Origin of the sequence: Streptococcus suis, assembly GCF_902702775.1 — a bacterium.
In the GTDB taxonomy this organism is placed as follows: Bacteria; Bacillota; Bacilli; order Lactobacillales; family Streptococcaceae; genus Streptococcus; species Streptococcus hashimotonensis.
Genome location: NZ_LR738724.1, coordinates 1,292,827 through 1,312,636, shown reverse-complemented (window position 1 = coordinate 1,312,636; position 19,810 = coordinate 1,292,827). Strand labels below are relative to the sequence as shown.

Below are 19,810 nucleotides of genomic sequence, written 5' to 3'. Positions count from 1 at the left end.
TTATGAACTTATTGAATAGAGAAAACCAGATTCTTTTGAAAGAAATGGTAAAAACTGATTTTAAACTGCGTTATCAAGGTTCTTTGATTGGACACCTATGGTCGATTTTGAAACCGCTAATGCTATTTACAATTATGTACTTAGTATTTGTACAATTTTTACGTTTTGATGATGGGACACCTCATTATGCAGTAAGCTTACTGCTTGGTATGGTTACTTGGAACTTTTTTACTGAAGCAACCAACATGGGAATGATGTCCATTGTTTCTCGTGGAGATTTGTTGCGTAAATTGAATTTTTCGAAAGAAATTATTGTCTTTTCTTCAGTTGCAGGAGCTGCAATTAATTACGCCATTAACTTAATGGTTGTGTTTGTATTTGCTGCTATTAACGGGGTTCCCTTTACTTGGTCCGTTTTAGTTATAATCCCACTGTTTTTTGAATTGGCATTACTAGCAACAGGTATAGCTTTCATCCTATCTTCTTTATTTGTAAGATTTAGAGATATTGGTCCAATTTGGGAAGTGTTCTTACAGGCTGGATTGTATGCGACACCAATTATTTATTCATTGACATTTATTTTACAGCGTGGGCAAGTAACATTTGCTAAATTGATGATGTTGAACCCTGTTGCACAAATTATTCAAGACTTGAGACATTTTATTGTTTATTCTGGGAATACTACAGTTAGTGAATTGATTGAAAATCCTGTTATTGTGGCAATTCCGTATATTCTTCCAGTCGTTGTTTACCTATTGGGTATAACTGTGTTTAGAAAAAATGCCAAAAAGTTTGCGGAGATTTTGTAATGGTAAAAAATAATAATAATATTGCTGTAAAAGTAGAACATGTTAGCAAGAGTTTTAAGCTTCCAACGGAGAGTAGTCAGAGTCTAAGAACTACTTTAGTCAATTTATTTAAAGGGATTAAAGGCTACGTAGAGTATAATGTTTTGCAGGATATCAGTTTTGAAGTTGAAAAAGGGGACTTTTTTGGAATTGTTGGTCGCAATGGTTCTGGTAAGTCGACACTGTTAAAAATTTTATCTCAAATATATGTTCCTGAAAGAGGGACTGTAGCTGTGGATGGTAAATTAGTTTCTTTTATTGAACTTGGTGTTGGTTTTAATCCGGAACTAACTGGTAAGGAAAATGTATACCTAAACGGTGCGATGTTAGGATTTACTGCAGAAGAAATTGATGCAATGTATGATGATATTGTTGAATTTGCGGAATTAAGTGAATTCATGAATCAAAAGCTAAAAAATTATTCTAGTGGTATGCAGGTACGTTTAGCCTTTTCAGTTGCCATTAAAGCTCAAGGAGATATTCTGATACTTGATGAGGTTCTAGCAGTCGGTGACGAGGCCTTTCAGCGTAAATGTAATGATTATTTTCTAGAGCGTAAAAAAAGTGGAAAAACGACCATTCTTGTCACCCATGATATGGGAGCTGTGAAAAAGTATTGTAATAAAGCTCTTCTTATAGAGAAAGGATACGTCAAGGCATTAGGAGAACCTGATGATGTAGCTAATCAATACAGTTTTGATAATGTGCTTGCCTCAATAAGCGAAGTTACAGAAAACGAAGAACCTCTGCATCAGAGTGATATTGTAAAAGATTTGCAGATTAACTTGGTCTCAAAAAATCAAATTGAACCAGATGAATCAATTGAAATCGAGTTTAGATATACGGTTTTAGAAGATATTGAAACACATGTTGCATTTACATTTTTAGATTTAGAACGTCATTTTGATGTATATAACGACAATTCTATGGATTTAAAAACGTTTGGCAAAGGCGAGAAGTTTTTCCGAGTGAAATGTAAGCTACCTTCAATTAATCAGGCAAAATTAAAAATGGCGGTGTCAGTACGAAATAGTAATAAGCAGCCGTTATTATTTGCCAAGACTTCTGACACACCAGCTATTTTTATTAGTAGGAAGTTTAGTACTGATAATATTGCAGAGGAAGACGCAGCAACCGGGTTTATTCAGAGAAATAGCCAATGGGAACTACTAGAATAATAAAATATAACGGAGGCAGAATGTCGCGTTTGTTGGTATATGTTCACTATAATAAATATAATGTTGTCAGTGAATATATTTATTATCAATTAAAGTCGATACGAAGTATTTATTCAGACATAGTTTTTGTTTCTAACAGCCATGTTTCAAAGGACATAGTACAATATTTACAGTCGGAACGACTGATTGATTTTTTTATCCAAAGAGATAATATTGGTTATGATTTTGCGGCATGGAAAGAAGGGCTGAATCAGGTAACATTTTATCAATATGATTCGGTAACTCTGATGAATGATACATGTTTCGGCCCCCTCTGGAACCTAGAGGATTATTATAGTCAATTTGACAGTGATGTTGATGTAGATTTTTGGGGGATGACCAATCACTTAGAGACAAAAATAGATAGTGTAGTTGTCCCGGAACATTTACAGTCATATTTTATGGTATTTAAAAAACGAATCTTGCAGAGTCAAGCATTTGTTGGTTTTTGGTCATCGGTAAGTGAGTTAACAGATATTCAAGATGTTATAAAATTATATGAGAGCCAATTGACAAAAATACTTTTATCAGAGGGCTATAGCTATAAGTGTGTATTAGATACGTCCATTTGTTGTAAAAGCCTTGAAAATAGCAACATTACACTAGAATATCCAGAAGTTATACTTAAAAATAATGTTCCATTCATAAAAATAAAGAGTTTTACCGAATATCCAGACAGAATATATTCTTTATTACATCTTATTAGGATGAAAACGAAATATCCAGTTGAATTAATCGAGAGGCATTTGAGGCAGATAATTATTCCGGGTACGAGTTTTATTCCTCAAATACGGGTTTCGCAAACAACAGAAACCGCTCGTTATTCGACATCGGTGCTTCTTCGTATTCACATAGAATCAGTGTCTATTTTTGAAGAGTATATTGAAGAGTTATGCAAAATAGCCGATAGGTGCCAGTTACTAATAACATTGCCAGAAACTGATTTTTCAAATAATTTTAGTATAGTTGAGAGATATTTATTCACCTACCAATTGAGAGCACAGATTGTAAAACTCACAGATGAATTGCATTTTTTTGAAATAGTAAATAACTATATGGGAGATGCCAAATATCTTGCTCATATAACTGTCAAACAAACAAACGAAATAAAATATTCTGTAGAGGATATTATTGACAGGTATCAGTTGAGGAAAATGTTTTTTACATCATTTGATGCAGTGATTTCTAATTTTGAATCACAATCTAATTTGGCTGTAGTTATTCCAGACTTAACAACTAATCAAAGATATGATAGAAAAAGCCTTCGTGAGGCCAATCCAGAACTTATTCGTCAATTGAATATACTCTATGAATCACTTGCGAGAACTAAGAAAGTTAATTTTTATAAAGTGCCTTATATAATCGGAGAAGAAGTAAGTTGGTATTGGATAAAAACAGAACACTATAAAAAGATTGAGGAGAAATTTAGAAACATTGATTTTTCAAAAGAAGATAGATTATTGCTGGTTCCAATATTATTTATTTATAGCGCGTGGGATTTATCAAATGATTATGCAGTGGTCGAGAATACTGAAAATGTGAGTCCAATATTGGAAAAGATTAGTTTTTCCAGCGAAAGGGAATTGCGTTTGATTATTGAAGAGAAGGAATTTTTACAAATTGGACTGAGAAGGACACTAAAGATAATATCTGTTGGGATTGTGAGTGTGTTTAAGATGATAAAGAAATCTCTATTAAAAAATTAGGGATAACGGATGACAAACAAGGGGAAGATAGTGTGAAGAGCAAAATAGTATCACCAAAAACAATATTTATTTGGAATTTATTAGGAAGTATTTCTTCAGCAGCAATATCAATATTTTTATTGTTACTAGTAACACGTTTGTTGACGGAATTAGAGGCTGATATTTTTAGTTTTGCTTATGCAGTAGCAAATCTTTTTGTAATCATTGCTAGTTTTCAGGTAAGAGATTATCAAGCGACTGATGTTTCGAAAAAGTTTTCGTTTAGCCAGTATCTTGCAACAAGGCTTATAACAATCACTATTATGCTATTACTTGCCTTAAGCTATATTTTTCTGTCTAAATATGAATTTCAAAAATCTGCTTGTATTTTCCTAATATGTTTGTATCGTGGAAGTGATGCTCTATCGGATGTTTTTCAAGGATTGTTCCAACAAAATGCTAGGCTAGATATTGCAGGTAAATCACTTTTTTTGAGAAACTCTATTGTGATTTTGACATTTGGACTTGGTTTGTTTATAACCAATAACCTGCTACTCTCATTAATCTATCTAGTAATTGGCTCATATTTATTTGTTTTCTTTTTTGATGTTCCGAATTTGTTTCAATTTACGAGGATTATCAAAGAAGAAATTAATTTGAAAGCCATTAAAAATATATTATTAGAATGCTTGCCGTTATTTATTAATGCATTTTTACTTGTTACTATCTATAATCAACCTAAATATGCTCTCAATACTTTTTTTGAGAGAGGTGTTATAGGAACAGGTGTTCAAAGAGATTTTAACATTTTATTTATGCCTGTTTTTTCAATGAATATTTTATTGATTTTGTTTAGACCCATGATAACTCAGTTGGCAATATATAGAAGAGCTGGGGACTATAATCAATTTAAACAATATCAGAAGCGTATCGTTAAAATGGTTGTCGGGTTGGCTGTGTTAGTTTTGGTTGGGGGAATGGTATTGGGGATTCCGGTATTAAATATTCTCTATGGAACGAATCTTAATAAATACTGGCTAAGCTTTATTATAACAATGCTTGGGGGAATTGCGAGTACCTTTGCAACCATTTGTGATAACATGCTTACTGTTTTGAGGAAGCAAAAGTATCTCGTAATTTCATTTGCAGTTTCTTGTTTATTATCCATATTGATTTCTAATCCACTGGTAGAATATTATGGAATATTGGGGGCAGCTATTGCTTTTGTTAGTTCGATGTGGACTTGGTTTTTAATTTCTTTAGTAATATATCTAAAATTGCAAAAACATTTGAATTGGGAAGTACAAGAATGAAGATAGAAAAATTATTTTTAAGGTTAGCAATCCCCTTTTTGTTAATTTCAATATTTGTTATGCCTGTGACAAAGGTTCCTGATGAAGCAACACATGCTTTTATGTCGTGGAATATATTATTTGATTCTCCGACAAGTAGAGATACAGAGGCAATGAATGAATTACGGACAGCAGATTTTACGTATTCAGAACCGGAGATTCATGCAGTTGATTCTACAGAATATTCAAACCTTTTTACCAAAATTCGTGATTTTTCAAAGGATAAATTATCTATCGATTTTTCACTGAAATCGTTAATGAGTACACCTCAGCTAATTGGTCTAGTTGTAGGTAAATTGATTTATCCGTCATATGGTATGATGGTCACTATAGGGCGCCTTTTTAATACAATAGTCTATATTATAGGTATCTACTATTTGATAAAAAAAATAAAGTATGGGAAGATGACGCTGTTTTTTGTCTCGCTTTTACCTATGATGATTCAGCAGGCTGGTTCACTGTCTTATGATGTGGTGAACTATCTGGCTGTTGTTGCATTTTTTGTTTTTTATGTTAACTTATTGGTAGACAAGGTGCTGACCACCAGGAAATTTATTAATTTAATATTATTATCCTTGCTATTATATTTAACAAAAGCAAATAATATTTTACTTTTGGCACTATTGTTTTTTGTTGATTTTGAATTTGAAGGTGTCTTATCTAAGTTTAATTCGATTTTAAAATGGATTCAAAAGAGAAGATTACCAATTCTTATTTTGGGATTAGGACTAGTTTTACTTGTTAGCTATCTATTCCTACATAATAGAGGTGGTGTCGTGCACTTTGTTAAAGTGATGATAAACAGTTTATTTATCAACAATAGAAATGATCATCTTAATGGTATTTTAACGGTTGGTATTTTTGGTTATTTTGGCTGGTTTGTCACTCAATTACCTCTTTGGTTAATTTTCATAGATATTTTCATTTTTACGTTATTATTGTTTAATGATGGAAATTTAAAGATAAGTAAAACAGAAGGTCTTGCTTCGTTATTTGTACTCCCTGTTCAGGTAGCTATCATTGTAGCGGGCATGTATTTTGCATGGACACCGACAGCTATTGGACCAAATGCAATAATTTCTCAGGGGGCACAAGGAAGATACTTTACTCCGTTTTTAGTCTATCTATTTCCGGCATGTTTAATATTAAAAGAGCAGGTAAGTGTATCGGTAAAACAGAAATATTTGATACGGTTGATCACTGGCACAGTAGTCATTAACTTTATCATGTATCTATTTTTGATAGTGGATTATTATTGGTTGTAAGAAGATAGTGGAAGAGGGAAACGTGAATATATTATTTACATTGAATGATGCTTTTGTTCCGCAAGTAGCAGCTTGTATGGGCTCAATCATGCGAACATTAAACGAAGACGATACATGCCATTTTTATCTTTTCTCAGATGGTATTAGTCAACAGAATAAAGAAAAACTTCATCAATTTGTTACCGACGGAGGAAATAAATTGACAATCGTTGAATTGGAAAACTTGGAATCATATTTTGATTTTGAAGTTGACACAAATGGTTGGGCTTCGGTTGTACTTGCAAGATTACTTGTAGATAAATTACTGCCCGAAGAAGTTGATAGAATCATCTATTTAGATGGAGATACTTTAGTTTTAGAAAATATTCGGGAGCTATGGGAAGTAGATTTGGAGGGGAAAGTCCTTGGAATGTGCCCAGAACCGACAGCTTCGTCTGAGAGAAGAGAAGGCTTAAATTTGGGTACGTATACATATCATAATGCGGGAGTTCTTCTAATCGATTTGAAACGGTGGCGTTCAAAAAGTATAGGAACAATTATTTTTGGGTATTATAAAGAAAAAAATGGAGAGCTTTTTGCTAATGATCAAGATGCACTGAATGGAGCGTTGAAAGAAGAGATAAAAACACTCTCAATCACTTATAATTATTTTAATATTTTTGATGTTTATCCATATCGTACATTGGAAAAATTAAGTAGGCCTTCAACGTTTATTTCAAAAGAAGAATTTGTAAAAATTCGTAAGCAACCACGTATTGTTCATTTTTTAGGCGAAGAACGTCCATGGAGAATCGGGAATAAACATCGATTTAGAGAGGACTATGTTTCTGCATTAAATCAGACGCCATGGAAAGGTACTCAATTTGAGAGTGGTTGGCAGCTTTACTTTTTCTGCTTTAATCTTTTTAACATGGTTATGAAGCCTTTTCCTATGTTGCGCTATAAAATTATTACAGTCTTAATTCCTGTATTCATGAAATATAGGAAAATTAGATTACAAAAAGGAGTCTAGGTGTGAAGTTTTCCGTTATTATCCCAGCGTACAATGTTGCTGATTATCTGGAAGAATGTGTGTATAGTGTACTGAATCAGACTTATGAAGAATTTGAAATATTGTTGGTAGATGACGGTTCTACAGATGGTAAAACCTCCAATATATGCGATAAATTAGCAGCTAAAGATGATAGGGTGAAGGTATTTCATCAGTCTAATGGTGGGCAATCAATTGCGAGAAATACAGGAATAAAAAATGCTAGTGGTGATTATATTTTATTCCTAGATGGTGATGATTTTTGGACTGATGTGCATTTTTTAGATGAAATCAATGATGAACTACATTCTCACGAGGAAGTGGTAGATGCAGTAATTTATCCATTTTCATACTGGTATGGTAATGCTGATATAAGAGTTCGTGATTTCCCTCAAAAATTACCTAGACATGAAATTATTACTGATTCTGTTCTACTTGTAGAAACAGGCGCATTGATTGCTCCTGTTTGGAACAAGTGTGTCCGCAGAGAACTATTTGCAGATTCTTTGATGTTTCCAGACGGGTTAATGTACGAAGATGGTATTTGGTGTGCAGACCTATTAAAAATAATAACTTGTTGTTGTGTCATTGAAAATTCTAATTATATGTATAGACAAAATAGAGATGGAAGTTTTACTAACAAAATTACACAAAAAAAAGTCTATCATGCCTTTAGAGGAATTGAAGAAAATTTAAAGAATTTTAAACAACTATCGAATGAGAAACAAGAAGCACTTTTGATTTATTTATCAAATTCTTATATTTCCATCATGCCATTTGTTTTTCCATATCTGAATAATTCTGATATAAAAATGTTTGTGAAAAAATTTAGATATTTGCTAAAATATTCACATAGGGTAGAACTTGTTTCGTTTAGAATCTCAGGTTTAATGACCAGAGTTCTGGGGATATATGTATCAACATTTATTCAAAACAAACTTTTGAAAATTTATAAAAGTAGATAATAATAGAAAGTGATTGGTAACACTGTGAAAAGGTGGATTAGAAATTTCACAACGCGATTATTTATCTTATCAGGTAAATACAAGCTATTGTTTTATATATTAGAGCTTACCAAAAATATTGCAAAGTTTTTCTGGAGAATTCCAAAATATATAAAGCGAACTCTACTAGCTTTACAACGTGATAAACAACGTAGAAATAATTATTCAGATATCAAAAATCGTTACTTGATTTACACAATTTATGAACATCAATCGTCTTTACAGGACTATAAAGTAATTTTTTTAGAGGCATTGGCTAAAATTTCTCGAGATGTTTTAATTGTTGTAAATGGTAAACTTCCACAGGCTGATATAAATCGTTTAGCACAATATGGTAAGGTTGTGGAAAGAGAAAATGAGGGGTATGATGTTGCGGCTTTCCGACATGGGATAATACATACTGGAAAAGAGACGTTACAACAATATAATCAGCTCATCTTGGTTAATGATACGAATATTGGTCCTTTTAGAGATTTGGAAGAGGTTTTCTCTGAGTTTAATTCCGATCAGCTAGACTTTTGGGGAATTTCGATGGGTGAGGAGCAGCTAGACTTTACTGGTTATAACCCTTATGGTAAAATTCCTAAGCACTTACAATCATATTTTGTTGTTGTTGAAAATAGCTTGCTTAGGTATGAAGGATTTTATGATTATTGGGAAAAGCTCTCTGATACGGATTCTCGTAATAAGGCAATTGGAAAACATGAAACTGTGTTTGCAAAATATTTTTATGATCGAGGCTTTAAGTATGATGCATTGATTAAAGACACGAAAGATAGTGCATTGTATATTCATCCGCTTAAATTATTAAAGCAAGGTTGTCCATTAGTTAAGTATTCGGCCTTTAGAAATTATGACAGAGAACAATATTTTTGGCATGGTTTAGAAAGAGAATCTGAGATTCCGGATTTGATGGAGTATATTGCTAAGGAAACAGATTATCCGATTGAAGTGGTGTCTTCTATATTAGAAGATTTTAAAACTAGAGAAAATCAATCTTATATTTTGATTATTGATGGTGTCGAAAATATTATTCCACAATGTACACGTTATCGTGTGTTAAATAAGGCTGAGCAATTGCGAGAACTTGGTTATACAGTTCGAGTGATAAATAATTCTCTTGTACAACTTCAGGATGCACAGTTTGCTAGTCATATTATTATTTATAGAGCTCCATTCAATGATATGCTGAAAGAAATTTGTAGGGCGGCACACATAAAGAACAGACCTGTTTATTTTGATATTGATGATTTGGTTTTTGATACAAAATTTACAGATGAACTTGAATTTACCCAAGGTTTGAGCAAGAGAGAGAAAAAAGGCTATGATACAAGTGTCTTAGCTTACAAAAAAATGCTTTCTCTCTGCGACTATGCTATCACATCAACTTCGAAATTGAAAGACGAGCTTGAACAATATAAAAACAAGGTTATCTTGAATCGCAACGTCATGTCTAAAGAATTAGTTGAGCGTAGTTTACAAGTTAAGAAAAATTCGAACGACAATAAAGTCAAAATAGGATATTTCTCAGGGTCAATTACACACAACGAAAATTTTGATTTAATTAGTCAAGCATTGCTACATCTGCTTCAAAAGTACCCGCAAGTGGAATTACATATAGTAGGATATTTAGACATTCCTAAACCATTCCAAAAATTCAAAAAACAGATTGTGAGTCATGAGTATGTTGATTGGAGAAAGCTTCCAAATTTAATTTCACAAGTTGATATTAACTTGGCGCCGCTTGTAACCACAACTTTTAATGAAGCAAAGTCGGAAATTAAATGGATAGAAGCGGCAGCAGTTAAAGTTGTGACCGTTGCAAGTAATCTCGGAGCATTTGAAGAAATGATTCAAGATGGAGTGACTGGAGTTCTAGCAGATGATAACGAATGGGAAAGTAAATTGGAGAGATTGATTCTTGAACAAGACTTGAGAGAACAAATAGCAGAAAATGCTTTTGAATTTGTAATGAATCATTGCACTACAGCAAATAGAATTAATGATTTTTTGAAAGAAGAGTTAGTCTAATGAAACGTATTTTGTTTATTTCTCCTACTACTAGTATGGATAATGGTGCGGAGAAGTCTGTTTATTATCTAATGAAGTACCTTATTCAACTGGGACACACAGTTATAAATGTTACTCATGCAATAGGAGGGGAACCACAAGATAAGCATGAGCAACTTTATAAAATGATAGGGGTTAAGAATTACTATTTACCAACTGTCAAGTGGTGGTGGCCGGATGCACCAGGTGGAGAAATCCTTAATAGAGAAGAGGCTACAAGCTACTATCGCCAGAATGTTCAAGACATAGCTGAAATTATTGAGCAAAATGAGATAGACTTGGTTATTTCAAATACTGTTAATGTTTTTCAGGGAGCAATTGCTGCCTCATGTCAAAAGGTTCCCCATTTTTGGCTAATTCATGAATTCCCTAAAAATGAGTTTGCTTATTATGCTGATAAAATTGACTTCATAGAAGAGTATTCTTCAGAATTATTTAGTGTGACTGGAGAGTTAAATAATTTTTTAACACCACTATTTAATAAGAGAGTCCATCCGTTTATTTCTTATACTGAGCAAGAAACAAAAGATTTAAAAAAAGGCAACCAAGTTAGAATTGTTTCTGTTGGTCGATTAACAGAAGGAAAAAATCAATTAGAACTTATAAAAGCATATAAGACACTAAATAGATTAGATATTGAATTGGTTTTTATTGGAGGATGGGATAGTAAATACAAAGCTATTTGTGATGAATATATCCATGAAAATAAATTACAGAAAAATGTTAGATTTTTAGGTAACTTAGATAATCCTTGGGAAGAAGTAACTGATAGAGATATCTGTGTTTTCCCCTCATCTATGGAAACTTTTGGCTTAGTCTATGTTGAAGCAATCTTAAGAGGGCTTCCAGTAATTCTATCAGATAATTTAGGACATTTGACGGCATTTGAAATATTCTCAGCAGGTCAAATTTATAAATTGGGCGATATAGAAGAGTTGGTGACTAAGTTAGAGCAAGTGCTTGAATCCTTTAGGGATTTTTCAGATAGGGCTCGGCTTGATGTGGAACGTTTACGTACTCTATATACACCGGAGGTTGCCTATAAAGAAATACTGAACGGCATCAATCACTTAGAATATACTGGACACCAAAATACAAATTTAAGTCACATAAAAGAGTTACTGACTTTAAATATGCATCCAACAAGATTGGAGCGTTATGCAAGATTGATCAGCAATATCGCGATAAAAATCAGACATAAACTTCGACTTTAATGAATAATAGGATAGCTATGCTAAAATATTTATATTACAGTTTCTTCAAATGAATAGTAGAATCTGAAAAATTATATAGAATTCTAGTTTTAGAGAGAAAAAATGAAAGTATTAATGATTATCCCTGCCTACAATGAAGAAGAAAGTATCCTTCAAACTGTTCAGGGAATTATAGATTATAGAAATAGTGTGAATTTCCAATTGGATTATGTTGTCATTAATGATGGCTCAACGGATAGCACTAAACAAATTTTGATACAAAATAAATTAAATTCTGTTCACCTAGTACAAAATTTAGGTATTGGTGGAGCTGTTCAGACGGGATATAAATATGCCTTGGACAATGACTATGACGTAGCAGTTCAATTTGATGGTGATGGTCAGCATGACATTCGTTCATTAAATAGCTTAATTCAGCCAATCTTAGTTGGTCAAGCTGATATGGTGATTGGCTCACGCTTTGTTGGTGAAACCTTGTCAGAATTTCAAACCAGTTTTATGAGAAGATTTGGAATAGGTGTTATTTCAAATATGATAAAAATAACAACTGGAAAACGCATTTGGGATACAACATCTGGTTATCGTTTGGGAAATAGAAAAGTAATTGCTCAATTCGCCAGACGATACCCTACGAAATATCCGGAACCAGAATCAACTGTTCATTTACTAAAGCAAAATTTCCAAGTAGTAGAAGCACCTGCTAATATGTTTGAGAGAGCAGGAGGGGTTTCTTCGATTACTCCATTTAAGTCCATCCGCTACATGGTAGAAGTTTGCTCATCTATTTTGATTGCTTCGCTTATGAAGGAGGGGGAATAATGACTATGCAAGCATTAGCTATGTTTCTTGCCTCACTAGGTTTTTTGTATTTTATTTTTAGGAATATTAATAAAAATAAGATTTTATTCGAACATGCCTTTATGTGGATTGTTATTGGCTTCGGACTGATTGTTTTTGCACTCTTTGATGTTATTCCTATTAAATTGGCTTATTTATTCGGGTTTGGTCTGACTTCCAATTTCTTGTTATCTGTGGCAATTTTTGTTCTCTTGGTGATTGGATTTTTGCATAGTATGGCTTTATCTCAACAAAAGCAGCAGATTAAAAATTTAATTCAAGAAGTATCAATGGCTAAAAAAAGAATCTCTGAGTTGGAGGAGCATCATGCAGAATAACCATACATTTGTTATCTGTGCTTATGGAGATAGTAAGTATCTAGAAGAATGCATCCATTCGTTAAAGCAGCAAACACTTCAATCACAACTCATCCTATACACTAGTACTCCGAGTGAATATATAGAACAAATTTGCCAAAAGAATGCAATCGTAATGCATACCGCGCAAGGAGGTGGTATTGGAAAAGATTGGAATTTAGCACTCTCTTTTGTAACAACCCCTTATGCTACAATTGCTCATCAAGATGATATTTATTTACCAGACTATTGTGAAAAAATAATGTCTCAGATGACAGAGGAAACGTTGATTGCTTATTCAGATTACCAGGAAGTTAAGGAAGGTGTGGCTATTCCCTTAACTTCAAACTTGAAAATCAAGCAACTCATGTTACGGACAATGGCCATGTTTCCCAAATGGAAGTTTTGGCGGAATAGGGTTTTAGCTTTTGGTAATCCAATTTCTTGTCCAGCTGTGACCTATAATTTGAAGAAACTGAATGATTTCAAGTTTAATGAAGCAATGAAAGTTTCTCTTGATTGGTTTGCTTGGTATCAGATTGCACAAAAAAATGGTAGCTTTACCTTTGTAGATGAGAGTTTGATGTATCATCGCATTCATGAAGAATCTGAGACGACAAATAGCATTGAAAACAATATTCGTACAAAAGAAGACTATGAAATGTATTTGTTGTTCTGGCCAAAGTTTATTGCCAAGTTTCTCCTGAGTTACTATGTTAAGAGTCAAGAGACGAACGGCTAAAATATTTTGGTTGTTAATCATTGTGTTCCCACCAATTCCTACTCAAAATATTTCAAAATCGTTTCAGAAGTTTTACAAACCAACTAATATTGTCATGTAAATGTAATAAAAAATTTCAAAAGATAGAGGTTTTCATAGGAAAATCTCTTTTTTTGTGCTAGAATAATAGATGGAGGTCCGATATGATCAAAATTTTTGGTAAAATTCGTTACCATTGGCAACCGGATTTATCATGGGCCATTATTTACTGGTCACTTACCTTCACGCCTATTTTCATTGGCATGACACTTTTATTGGAAAAGTTGAGAGTGTCAAGATTATTTATCTTACTTCTCTCTCTCTTTGCTGTATTAGTAGTGCTTGGCTTACATCGCTATTTCGAGATAAAAGAAAAGCATTTACGGATTGCTTCGGCTAATCCTTTTGCAGTACAGAAAATTGAAATTGCTACCATAGAAAAAATTGAAGTTTCTTATCTAGCTATTCGCATATTTTCACAAGAATTTCCCAATGGGCAGGTGTATCACATGCGCAAATGGCCGAAAAAATACTTTATTAACCATTTAGCTATTCATAATTGCTTCAAGGGTGAGATTGAATTAATAGACCATTTAATAAAACAGGATTATTTTGAAGAGTATTATACAAAAAAAGCCAAATCAATCCGTTGAAATGGCTTTTGTAGGACATGATTTGATGGCTTTGAGAATATCTGGATTGGGTTCAATCGTTTTCTCAAATTGTGAGTCGTCTGAAAAAACAACGATACCGTCGTCATCATAATCGAATATAGATGAATAGGTTTGGCAGAGCCCGCAGGCAATGCACCGTTCAGGAATAAGTTTTATTTTCATATTAGTATTGTAATCATATTTTAATAAAAATACAAGGAGTTTTCTCGATAATGTCACAAGAGCCATGGAATGAAGAAGTTTATCAAACAGAAACAGTTAGTCGAAAAGAACGTTTAAACAAGGGAGTAGCAAGTACAACAGTATTTACAGTCTTGGCAATTATTTTCTTTGTTATCGTACTGATTATTGGTATCACTGCCATCTATTTGTCGGTTGGAGGAAGTAAAACAGATTCAACTAAAGAATTCTATAATCCAAGCTCCGCAGCAGTTGTAGCAGAAAGTTCAACTTCAGTTGCAGAAACACAGGAGTCTACTTCTACTGATGTGACAGAAACAGAAACAACGGAAACAAGTTCCAGTCTAGCAGAAGCTACGGATGGCTCTACCCTTACTGTTCAAGCAGGTGAAGGTGTTGGACAATTAGCCGCACGTGGCGGGATTTCAATTGCTGAGCTAGAGCGATTAAATCCAGAGAAAATGACAACAGGGTCTTGGCTTGCACACCCAGGTGATGTAGTTCGTATTAGATAAAGAGGAGTTATGAAATCAATTCAAATTGCAATTGACGGTCCAGCTTCAAGTGGGAAGTCAACGGTTGCTAAAATTATTGCTAAAAATTTTGGATATACTTACTTAGATACAGGCGCTATGTATCGCTCGGCTACCTATCTAGCCTTGACAAACGGCATAGAGGTCACAGATCAAAATAGAATCGTGGCCTTGCTTGCTCAGTATCCTATTCGATTTGGGCGTGATGAAAATGGCCAACAATTAGTTTTTGTGGGGGATGAAGATGTTACTTTGCCAATTCGTGATAACCAAGTAACAAATAATGTGTCGGCAGTAGCAGCACTTCCTTTAGTACGGGAAGAATTGGTACGCCTGCAACAGGAAATTGCCCAGGCTGGTGGTATTGTCATGGATGGTCGCGATATTGGAACAGTTGTTTTACCACAGGCAGAACTCAAAATATTCCTTATTGCCTCTGTTGAAGAGCGGGCCCTTCGTCGATTTAAGGAAAATACGGAACGTGGCATTGAGACCGACTTGGAATCTCTAAAGCAGGAAATTGCGGCTCGTGACTATAAAGATTCTCATCGAGAAGTTTCTCCTTTAAAGGCGGCAGATGATGCCATTACCTTTGATACAACAGGAGTATCCATCGAAGGTGTAGTGAAATTTATTTCCGAAAAAGCGAAAGAAATTCTTGACAAGTAGTTTTAGACATGTTAGAATAGTCGTATTGAGAAAAGCAGAAGTGAGAGCTTCTCGCCTTGCGACTAACGTTGTCTGGCTCTACGGATTAAGATTTCTTCGGAAAGAATAATGGTGTAGTGCGGACTTGTTTAGCAAGTCCGTTTCGTTTTTCTCGAAAAATATAAAATGAGGTGAAAAGCCATAGCAAAGCAAGATTTGTTCATCAATGATGAAATTCGAGTGCGTGAAGTTCGTCTTATCGGTCTTGAGGGTGAACAGTTGGGAATCAAACCGCTCAATGAGGCTCAGGCCATTGCTGATAGCGCCAACGTGGATTTAGTATTGATTCAACCACAAGCTAAACCACCAGTAGCGAAAATTATGGACTACGGTAAGTTCAAATTTGAATATCAGAAGAAACAGAAAGAACAACGCAAAAAACAAAGTGTTGTCACTGTAAAAGAAGTGCGTCTAAGTCCAGTTATTGATAAAGGGGACTTCGAGACAAAACTTCGTCATGCCCGTAAATTCCTTGAAAAAGGAAATAAGGTTAAGGTTTCGATCCGTTTCAAGGGTCGTATGATTACCCACAAAGAAGTTGGAGCGAAAGTATTAGCTGAGTTCGCTGAAGCAACCCAAGATATTGCCATTATCGAACAACGCGCTAAGATGGACGGACGTCAAATGTTTATGCAATTGGCCCCAGCTTCAGATAAAAAATAAGCTTTTTAAGCAAAAGGAGAATTAACATGCCAAAACAAAAAACTCACCGCGCATCAGCTAAACGTTTCAAACGTACAGGTTCTGGTGGATTGAAACGCTTCCGCGCTTATACTTCACACCGTTTCCACGGTAAAACTAAAAAACAACGTCGTCACCTTCGTAAAGCAGGTATGGTACATGCTGGTGACTTCAAGCGTATCAAATCAATGCTTACAGGTTTGAAATAAGCCGACTACTAGAATTTAGATTATTTGGAGGAAAATTAAATGGCACGTGTTAAAGGTGGCGTTGTTTCTCGTAAACGCCGTAAACGTATTTTAAAATTAGCTAAAGGTTATTACGGAGCTAAACATCTCTTGTTCCGCACTGCGAAAGAACAAGTAATGAACTCTTACTACTATGCATACCGTGACCGCCGTCAGAAAAAACGTGATTTCCGTAAATTGTGGATCACTCGTATCAACGCGGCTGCTCGCATGAACGGTTTGTCATACTCACAATTGATGCACGGTTTGAAATTGGCAGAAATCGAAGTAAACCGCAAAATGCTTGCTGATTTGGCAGTAAACGACGCAGCAGCTTTCACAGCTCTTGCAGATGCTGCTAAAGCAAAGCTTGCTAAATAAGTATATAAAATAAAGAGTTTGGTCTGTGTACCAAGCTCTTTATTTTGTTTTAATTCGCTCATAGCTTGCTAAATTTCAATTTGAATGATATACTTAACTGGTAAATTAAAAAGGCGACAAATTTTATTTTATGAAGTAAATGGATATGGCGATGCCATTCTACAATGGTAGAATCCATTTATCATGTCAATAATATAAATATAATAGTAAGGAGAGAAACAGTGATATGAAACAAGGTAAGACTTTGCTTTATGTAGCAGGAGTATCGCTTATTTGTGCTGTAGTATTGGTAACCTATCAAGTGTCTAATTATAAAGAGCAATCGAGCCATCAAAAAATAACAAGCATAGAAACATCGCAATCAAAGCAATCAAAAGAGATTCCTTCAGATTCGAAAAAGGAAGTTCCAGGGATTGATAAAGCGACAGATGATGGATTTTTACTCACTGATGAGTCACAAATTGAGGAAAAAACTGATTTAGGAATTATTGTCAATCATGGCGATCATAAGCACTTTTTCTTTTATTCAGATTTAAAGAATACAAAATGGGCTTATTTAATTCCTGAAAACTATCAAGAAAAAACACATTCTTCACAACCTAATAGAAGTCAATTATTGTCAGGATCGAAACAGACCGAAGATGAATACGTTTTTGATCCTAAAGATATTGTCGCAGAGGATGCCAATGGCTATACTGTTCGGCATGGGGATCATTATCACTATATTTTAAAATCAAGCTTAGGTGGCACGACACACAGGCAATTGACCTCTGATAGTCGTCAATCACCAACTCTTCCTATCGTTCACCAACAGGAAGGGATTCCGGGGATTGATTTTCAAACGAGTGATGGTTTCTTGTTTGATGGGCAAAATATCAGCGGTGTAACGGAAAATGGGATTCTAGTAAGGCATGGGAAACATTTGCATCTTATTCATTTTGAAACATTGAAAAAGAGTAAATGGTCTTATCTTGTAAATCAGTATAAACCAAATGTTGAATCGGATAAGAAGTTACAACCTGAGGTAGAAAATATTGAGTATCAAACCAAATTGGACTATTTAGCAAAAGAACTGAATTTAGAGCCGTCACGTCTTAAGAAAGTCATCGTTGACGGTCAAATTGGATTAGAGTATCCGCATGGAGATCACACACATATTGTTTTATTAAAGGAAATTGATACAAGGAAGCCGTTTGAAAGTCCGGAGGATCGTATTCTTAAGCAAAAGGATGGAGAAACTCTTGAACAGAGAAAAGAACGTCTCATTAAGCAGTACATGGAGCGTTTTAAAGTAAAACGTGAGGACATTACAATTGATGGGAACTATATGAGTGTACGCCATGGGGACCATGCGCACGTTTATAAAATTGATCCTAGTTTGCCAGATGATCCTGAGCGTGATGTTAAGACCGAAACGGTAAATCTTGCTATTGAGAAACAATCGGTATATGGGCCTTTTTATACAGAAGGTTCAACAGAAAATTTAACACGTAATGGTGTCCATCAAAAGTATCATCCAGAAGGGCTTCAGGATATTAAAAATTTCATTCTGGTAACATTCAGTACAAATAGTGTTTTTGGTGATTTTGTCGTTAATGGTAAAAAAACGAAGAGAGTTTATTATTTGGTTCGTAAAGATTTAAACTGGGAAGATTTGAATATCACCTATCCGCAGATCCTTCAACAAAAGGGACGCGTCTTTAACGGTTGGAATGCTACTTTGCCAAAGTCTGGCAAGATGGCAAGAGAACATCAAAGTTTTTATGCTGATTTTGATACTGTTTATCGTAAGCCGACAAAAAATATTTACACTCCAAGTGATGATGTTTCAAATATTGATTTATCAGACTATGTACCTGTTAAATATAGTGCGATAGCCAATGGGCGTTTAAAATTAAATGGTGAGATTCGAGCAGGGTTCATATACTTTGTGAAATCTGACTTAACTTGGAAACAAGCTAAGGAGCAGGGGCTTGTTGTACCAGAACCAGTTCCAAGTAAAGATTATGAATTTATCGAGTTTAGGACAGTTATTACCGGTGGAGAAAAAGATACAGATTATGTTAGTGCCACAACGAGCTTGGCAGCATTTGGGACAACAGCTCCTCGTATAGGGCCATATATTGCCGAAAATACGGATAATCCAACGGACATCAATGATCCAAGTAGACATCCAAATTACTATTGGCATGATCCAAAGAATTATGTAGCCCTCGCATTTCGAGCAGGTGAAGGCGGTCAACTTCAGACCCATTTGGGAACTAGTAAAACAGTTGTTTACCTTGTCAGAAAAGGGTTAACATTGAACCAAGCTGGAATTTTTCCGCCATCTTTGAAGAGTGATACCGGTTATAAACGAGATTATACAAAACCGATTATTCCAAATGTAGCATGGGACACACCTATTTTGAAAGATACTGTCCACGATATTCATTTCGATAAAGTTGAAAGTGATAGCAAAGATGGGACAGTTGAGAAAGGGAACACTTGGTTGCCTGGAAATCCACTGCCGAATACTCCAGATGTCTCTAATGGAGAAGAGAACGCAGATAGCTGGTTAGATGATTTGTTGACACCTAGCCCAGAAGTAGAAACTGTAACAGACATTGAAACTACAACAGAAGATACAAAAGCAACTGAAAGTAGTACTGTTGCACCCATAGATGTCCCTAAGAATCCATCAGCATGGGAAGAGCCTAGTGAGGATTCTATATTTCCTTGATGCAATAGATATGAGCGATTTGAAATAGTGGTCTAATACTCTTCGAAAATCAAAATCAGACGTTGT

Annotated in this window: 20 protein-coding genes and 1 other annotated feature; of the genes, 19 read left to right on the top strand and 1 reads right to left on the bottom strand. The window is 34.6% G+C overall.

The window, feature by feature from the left end:
• The first annotated feature begins 2 nt into the window (after nucleotides 1-2).
• The 13 genes from GPW69_RS06505 (at nucleotide 3) to GPW69_RS06445 (ending at nucleotide 14,291) form a co-directional block, all read left to right on the top strand.
• Nucleotides 3-809, top strand: coding sequence for an ABC transporter permease (locus tag GPW69_RS06505; protein ID WP_024389879.1), 807 nt, complete (start codon nucleotides 3-5; stop codon nucleotides 807-809).
• Nucleotides 809-2,026 carry an ABC transporter ATP-binding protein gene (locus tag GPW69_RS06500; RefSeq protein ID WP_024389880.1) on the top strand — a complete coding sequence of 406 codons (1,218 nt, stop codon included), beginning with the start codon at nucleotides 809-811 and terminating at the stop codon, nucleotides 2,024-2,026. Before GPW69_RS06505 ends, GPW69_RS06500 begins: the two co-directional genes overlap by 1 nt.
• Nucleotides 2,008-3,771 carry a rhamnan synthesis F family protein gene (locus GPW69_RS06495; RefSeq protein ID WP_232051791.1) on the top strand — a complete coding sequence of 588 codons (1,764 nt, stop codon included), beginning with the start codon at nucleotides 2,008-2,010 and terminating at the stop codon, nucleotides 3,769-3,771. Before GPW69_RS06500 ends, GPW69_RS06495 begins: the two co-directional genes overlap by 19 nt.
• Before the next feature lie 32 nt (nucleotides 3,772-3,803).
• Nucleotides 3,804-5,063: an MATE family efflux transporter gene (locus GPW69_RS06490; RefSeq protein ID WP_074391880.1), complete on the top strand. Its 1,260-nt coding sequence runs from the start codon at nucleotides 3,804-3,806 to the stop codon at nucleotides 5,061-5,063.
• Nucleotides 5,060-6,367 (top strand): DUF2142 domain-containing protein, encoded by a 1,308-nt coding sequence (locus tag GPW69_RS06485; RefSeq protein ID WP_024384363.1) that lies wholly within the window; start codon nucleotides 5,060-5,062, stop codon nucleotides 6,365-6,367. Before GPW69_RS06490 ends, GPW69_RS06485 begins: the two co-directional genes overlap by 4 nt.
• A gap of 22 nt (nucleotides 6,368-6,389) precedes the next feature.
• Nucleotides 6,390-7,379, top strand: a complete 990-nt coding sequence (locus GPW69_RS06480; protein ID WP_024384364.1) for a glycosyltransferase family 8 protein — start codon at nucleotides 6,390-6,392, stop codon at nucleotides 7,377-7,379.
• 2 nt (nucleotides 7,380-7,381) lie between these two features.
• Nucleotides 7,382-8,362 (top strand): glycosyltransferase family 2 protein, encoded by a 981-nt coding sequence (locus GPW69_RS06475; protein ID WP_024389884.1) that lies wholly within the window; start codon nucleotides 7,382-7,384, stop codon nucleotides 8,360-8,362.
• A gap of 9 nt (nucleotides 8,363-8,371) precedes the next feature.
• Nucleotides 8,372-10,432 carry a rhamnan synthesis F family protein gene (locus GPW69_RS06470; protein WP_044669876.1) on the top strand — a complete coding sequence of 687 codons (2,061 nt, stop codon included), beginning with the start codon at nucleotides 8,372-8,374 and terminating at the stop codon, nucleotides 10,430-10,432.
• A complete protein-coding gene (locus GPW69_RS06465) occupies nucleotides 10,432-11,685 on the top strand; it encodes a glycosyltransferase family 4 protein (protein WP_074391881.1) in 1,254 nt (417 codons plus the stop codon). Before GPW69_RS06470 ends, GPW69_RS06465 begins: the two co-directional genes overlap by 1 nt.
• Nucleotides 11,686-11,787: 102 nt before the next feature.
• A complete protein-coding gene (locus tag GPW69_RS06460; RefSeq protein ID WP_044669874.1) occupies nucleotides 11,788-12,504 on the top strand; it encodes a glycosyltransferase family 2 protein in 717 nt (238 codons plus the stop codon).
• Complete coding sequence (locus GPW69_RS06455) at nucleotides 12,504-12,860, top strand: DUF2304 domain-containing protein (RefSeq protein ID WP_074391882.1); 357 nt, start codon at nucleotides 12,504-12,506, stop codon at nucleotides 12,858-12,860. The genes GPW69_RS06460 and GPW69_RS06455 overlap by 1 nt, the downstream gene beginning before the upstream one ends.
• Nucleotides 12,850-13,620, top strand: a complete 771-nt coding sequence (locus GPW69_RS06450) for a glycosyltransferase family 2 protein (RefSeq protein ID WP_024401409.1) — start codon at nucleotides 12,850-12,852, stop codon at nucleotides 13,618-13,620. Before GPW69_RS06455 ends, GPW69_RS06450 begins: the two co-directional genes overlap by 11 nt.
• 182 nt (nucleotides 13,621-13,802) lie before the next feature.
• Nucleotides 13,803-14,291 carry an EbsA family protein gene (locus GPW69_RS06445; protein ID WP_014637746.1) on the top strand — a complete coding sequence of 163 codons (489 nt, stop codon included), beginning with the start codon at nucleotides 13,803-13,805 and terminating at the stop codon, nucleotides 14,289-14,291.
• Here the strand turns inward: GPW69_RS06445 and GPW69_RS06440 are convergent.
• Nucleotides 14,280-14,474 carry a ferredoxin gene (locus GPW69_RS06440; RefSeq protein WP_044669890.1) on the bottom strand — a complete coding sequence of 65 codons (195 nt, stop codon included), beginning with the start codon at nucleotides 14,472-14,474 and terminating at the stop codon, nucleotides 14,280-14,282. The two genes, GPW69_RS06445 and GPW69_RS06440, sit on opposite strands and share 12 nt — an antisense overlap.
• Nucleotides 14,475-14,524: 50 nt before the next feature.
• On the opposite strand from GPW69_RS06440, the gene GPW69_RS06435 reads away from it, so the two are divergent.
• The 6 genes from GPW69_RS06435 to GPW69_RS06410 all read left to right on the top strand — a co-directional run bounded on the left by GPW69_RS06435 (nucleotide 14,525) and on the right by GPW69_RS06410 (nucleotide 19,744).
• A complete protein-coding gene (locus tag GPW69_RS06435; RefSeq protein ID WP_044669873.1) occupies nucleotides 14,525-15,007 on the top strand; it encodes an SAG1386/EF1546 family surface-associated protein in 483 nt (160 codons plus the stop codon).
• Nucleotides 15,008-15,016: 9 nt separating this feature from the next.
• Complete coding sequence (cmk, locus tag GPW69_RS06430) at nucleotides 15,017-15,694, top strand: (d)CMP kinase (protein WP_014637749.1); 678 nt, start codon at nucleotides 15,017-15,019, stop codon at nucleotides 15,692-15,694.
• 26 nt (nucleotides 15,695-15,720) lie between these two features.
• Nucleotides 15,721-15,849 (top strand) — a sequence feature (ribosomal protein L20 leader region).
• A 40-nt stretch (nucleotides 15,850-15,889) separates the two neighbouring features.
• Nucleotides 15,890-16,396, top strand: a complete 507-nt coding sequence (infC, locus tag GPW69_RS06425) for a translation initiation factor IF-3 (protein WP_002940606.1) — start codon at nucleotides 15,890-15,892, stop codon at nucleotides 16,394-16,396.
• A 26-nt stretch (nucleotides 16,397-16,422) separates the two neighbouring features.
• Complete coding sequence (gene rpmI / locus GPW69_RS06420; protein ID WP_012027223.1) at nucleotides 16,423-16,623, top strand: 50S ribosomal protein L35; 201 nt, start codon at nucleotides 16,423-16,425, stop codon at nucleotides 16,621-16,623.
• 39 nt (nucleotides 16,624-16,662) lie between these two features.
• Nucleotides 16,663-17,022 carry a 50S ribosomal protein L20 gene (rplT, locus tag GPW69_RS06415; RefSeq protein WP_012028296.1) on the top strand — a complete coding sequence of 120 codons (360 nt, stop codon included), beginning with the start codon at nucleotides 16,663-16,665 and terminating at the stop codon, nucleotides 17,020-17,022.
• Between the two features lie 226 nt (nucleotides 17,023-17,248).
• Complete coding sequence (locus GPW69_RS06410; RefSeq protein WP_074391883.1) at nucleotides 17,249-19,744, top strand: pneumococcal-type histidine triad protein; 2,496 nt, start codon at nucleotides 17,249-17,251, stop codon at nucleotides 19,742-19,744.
• Nucleotides 19,745-19,810: the final 66 nt, after the last annotated feature.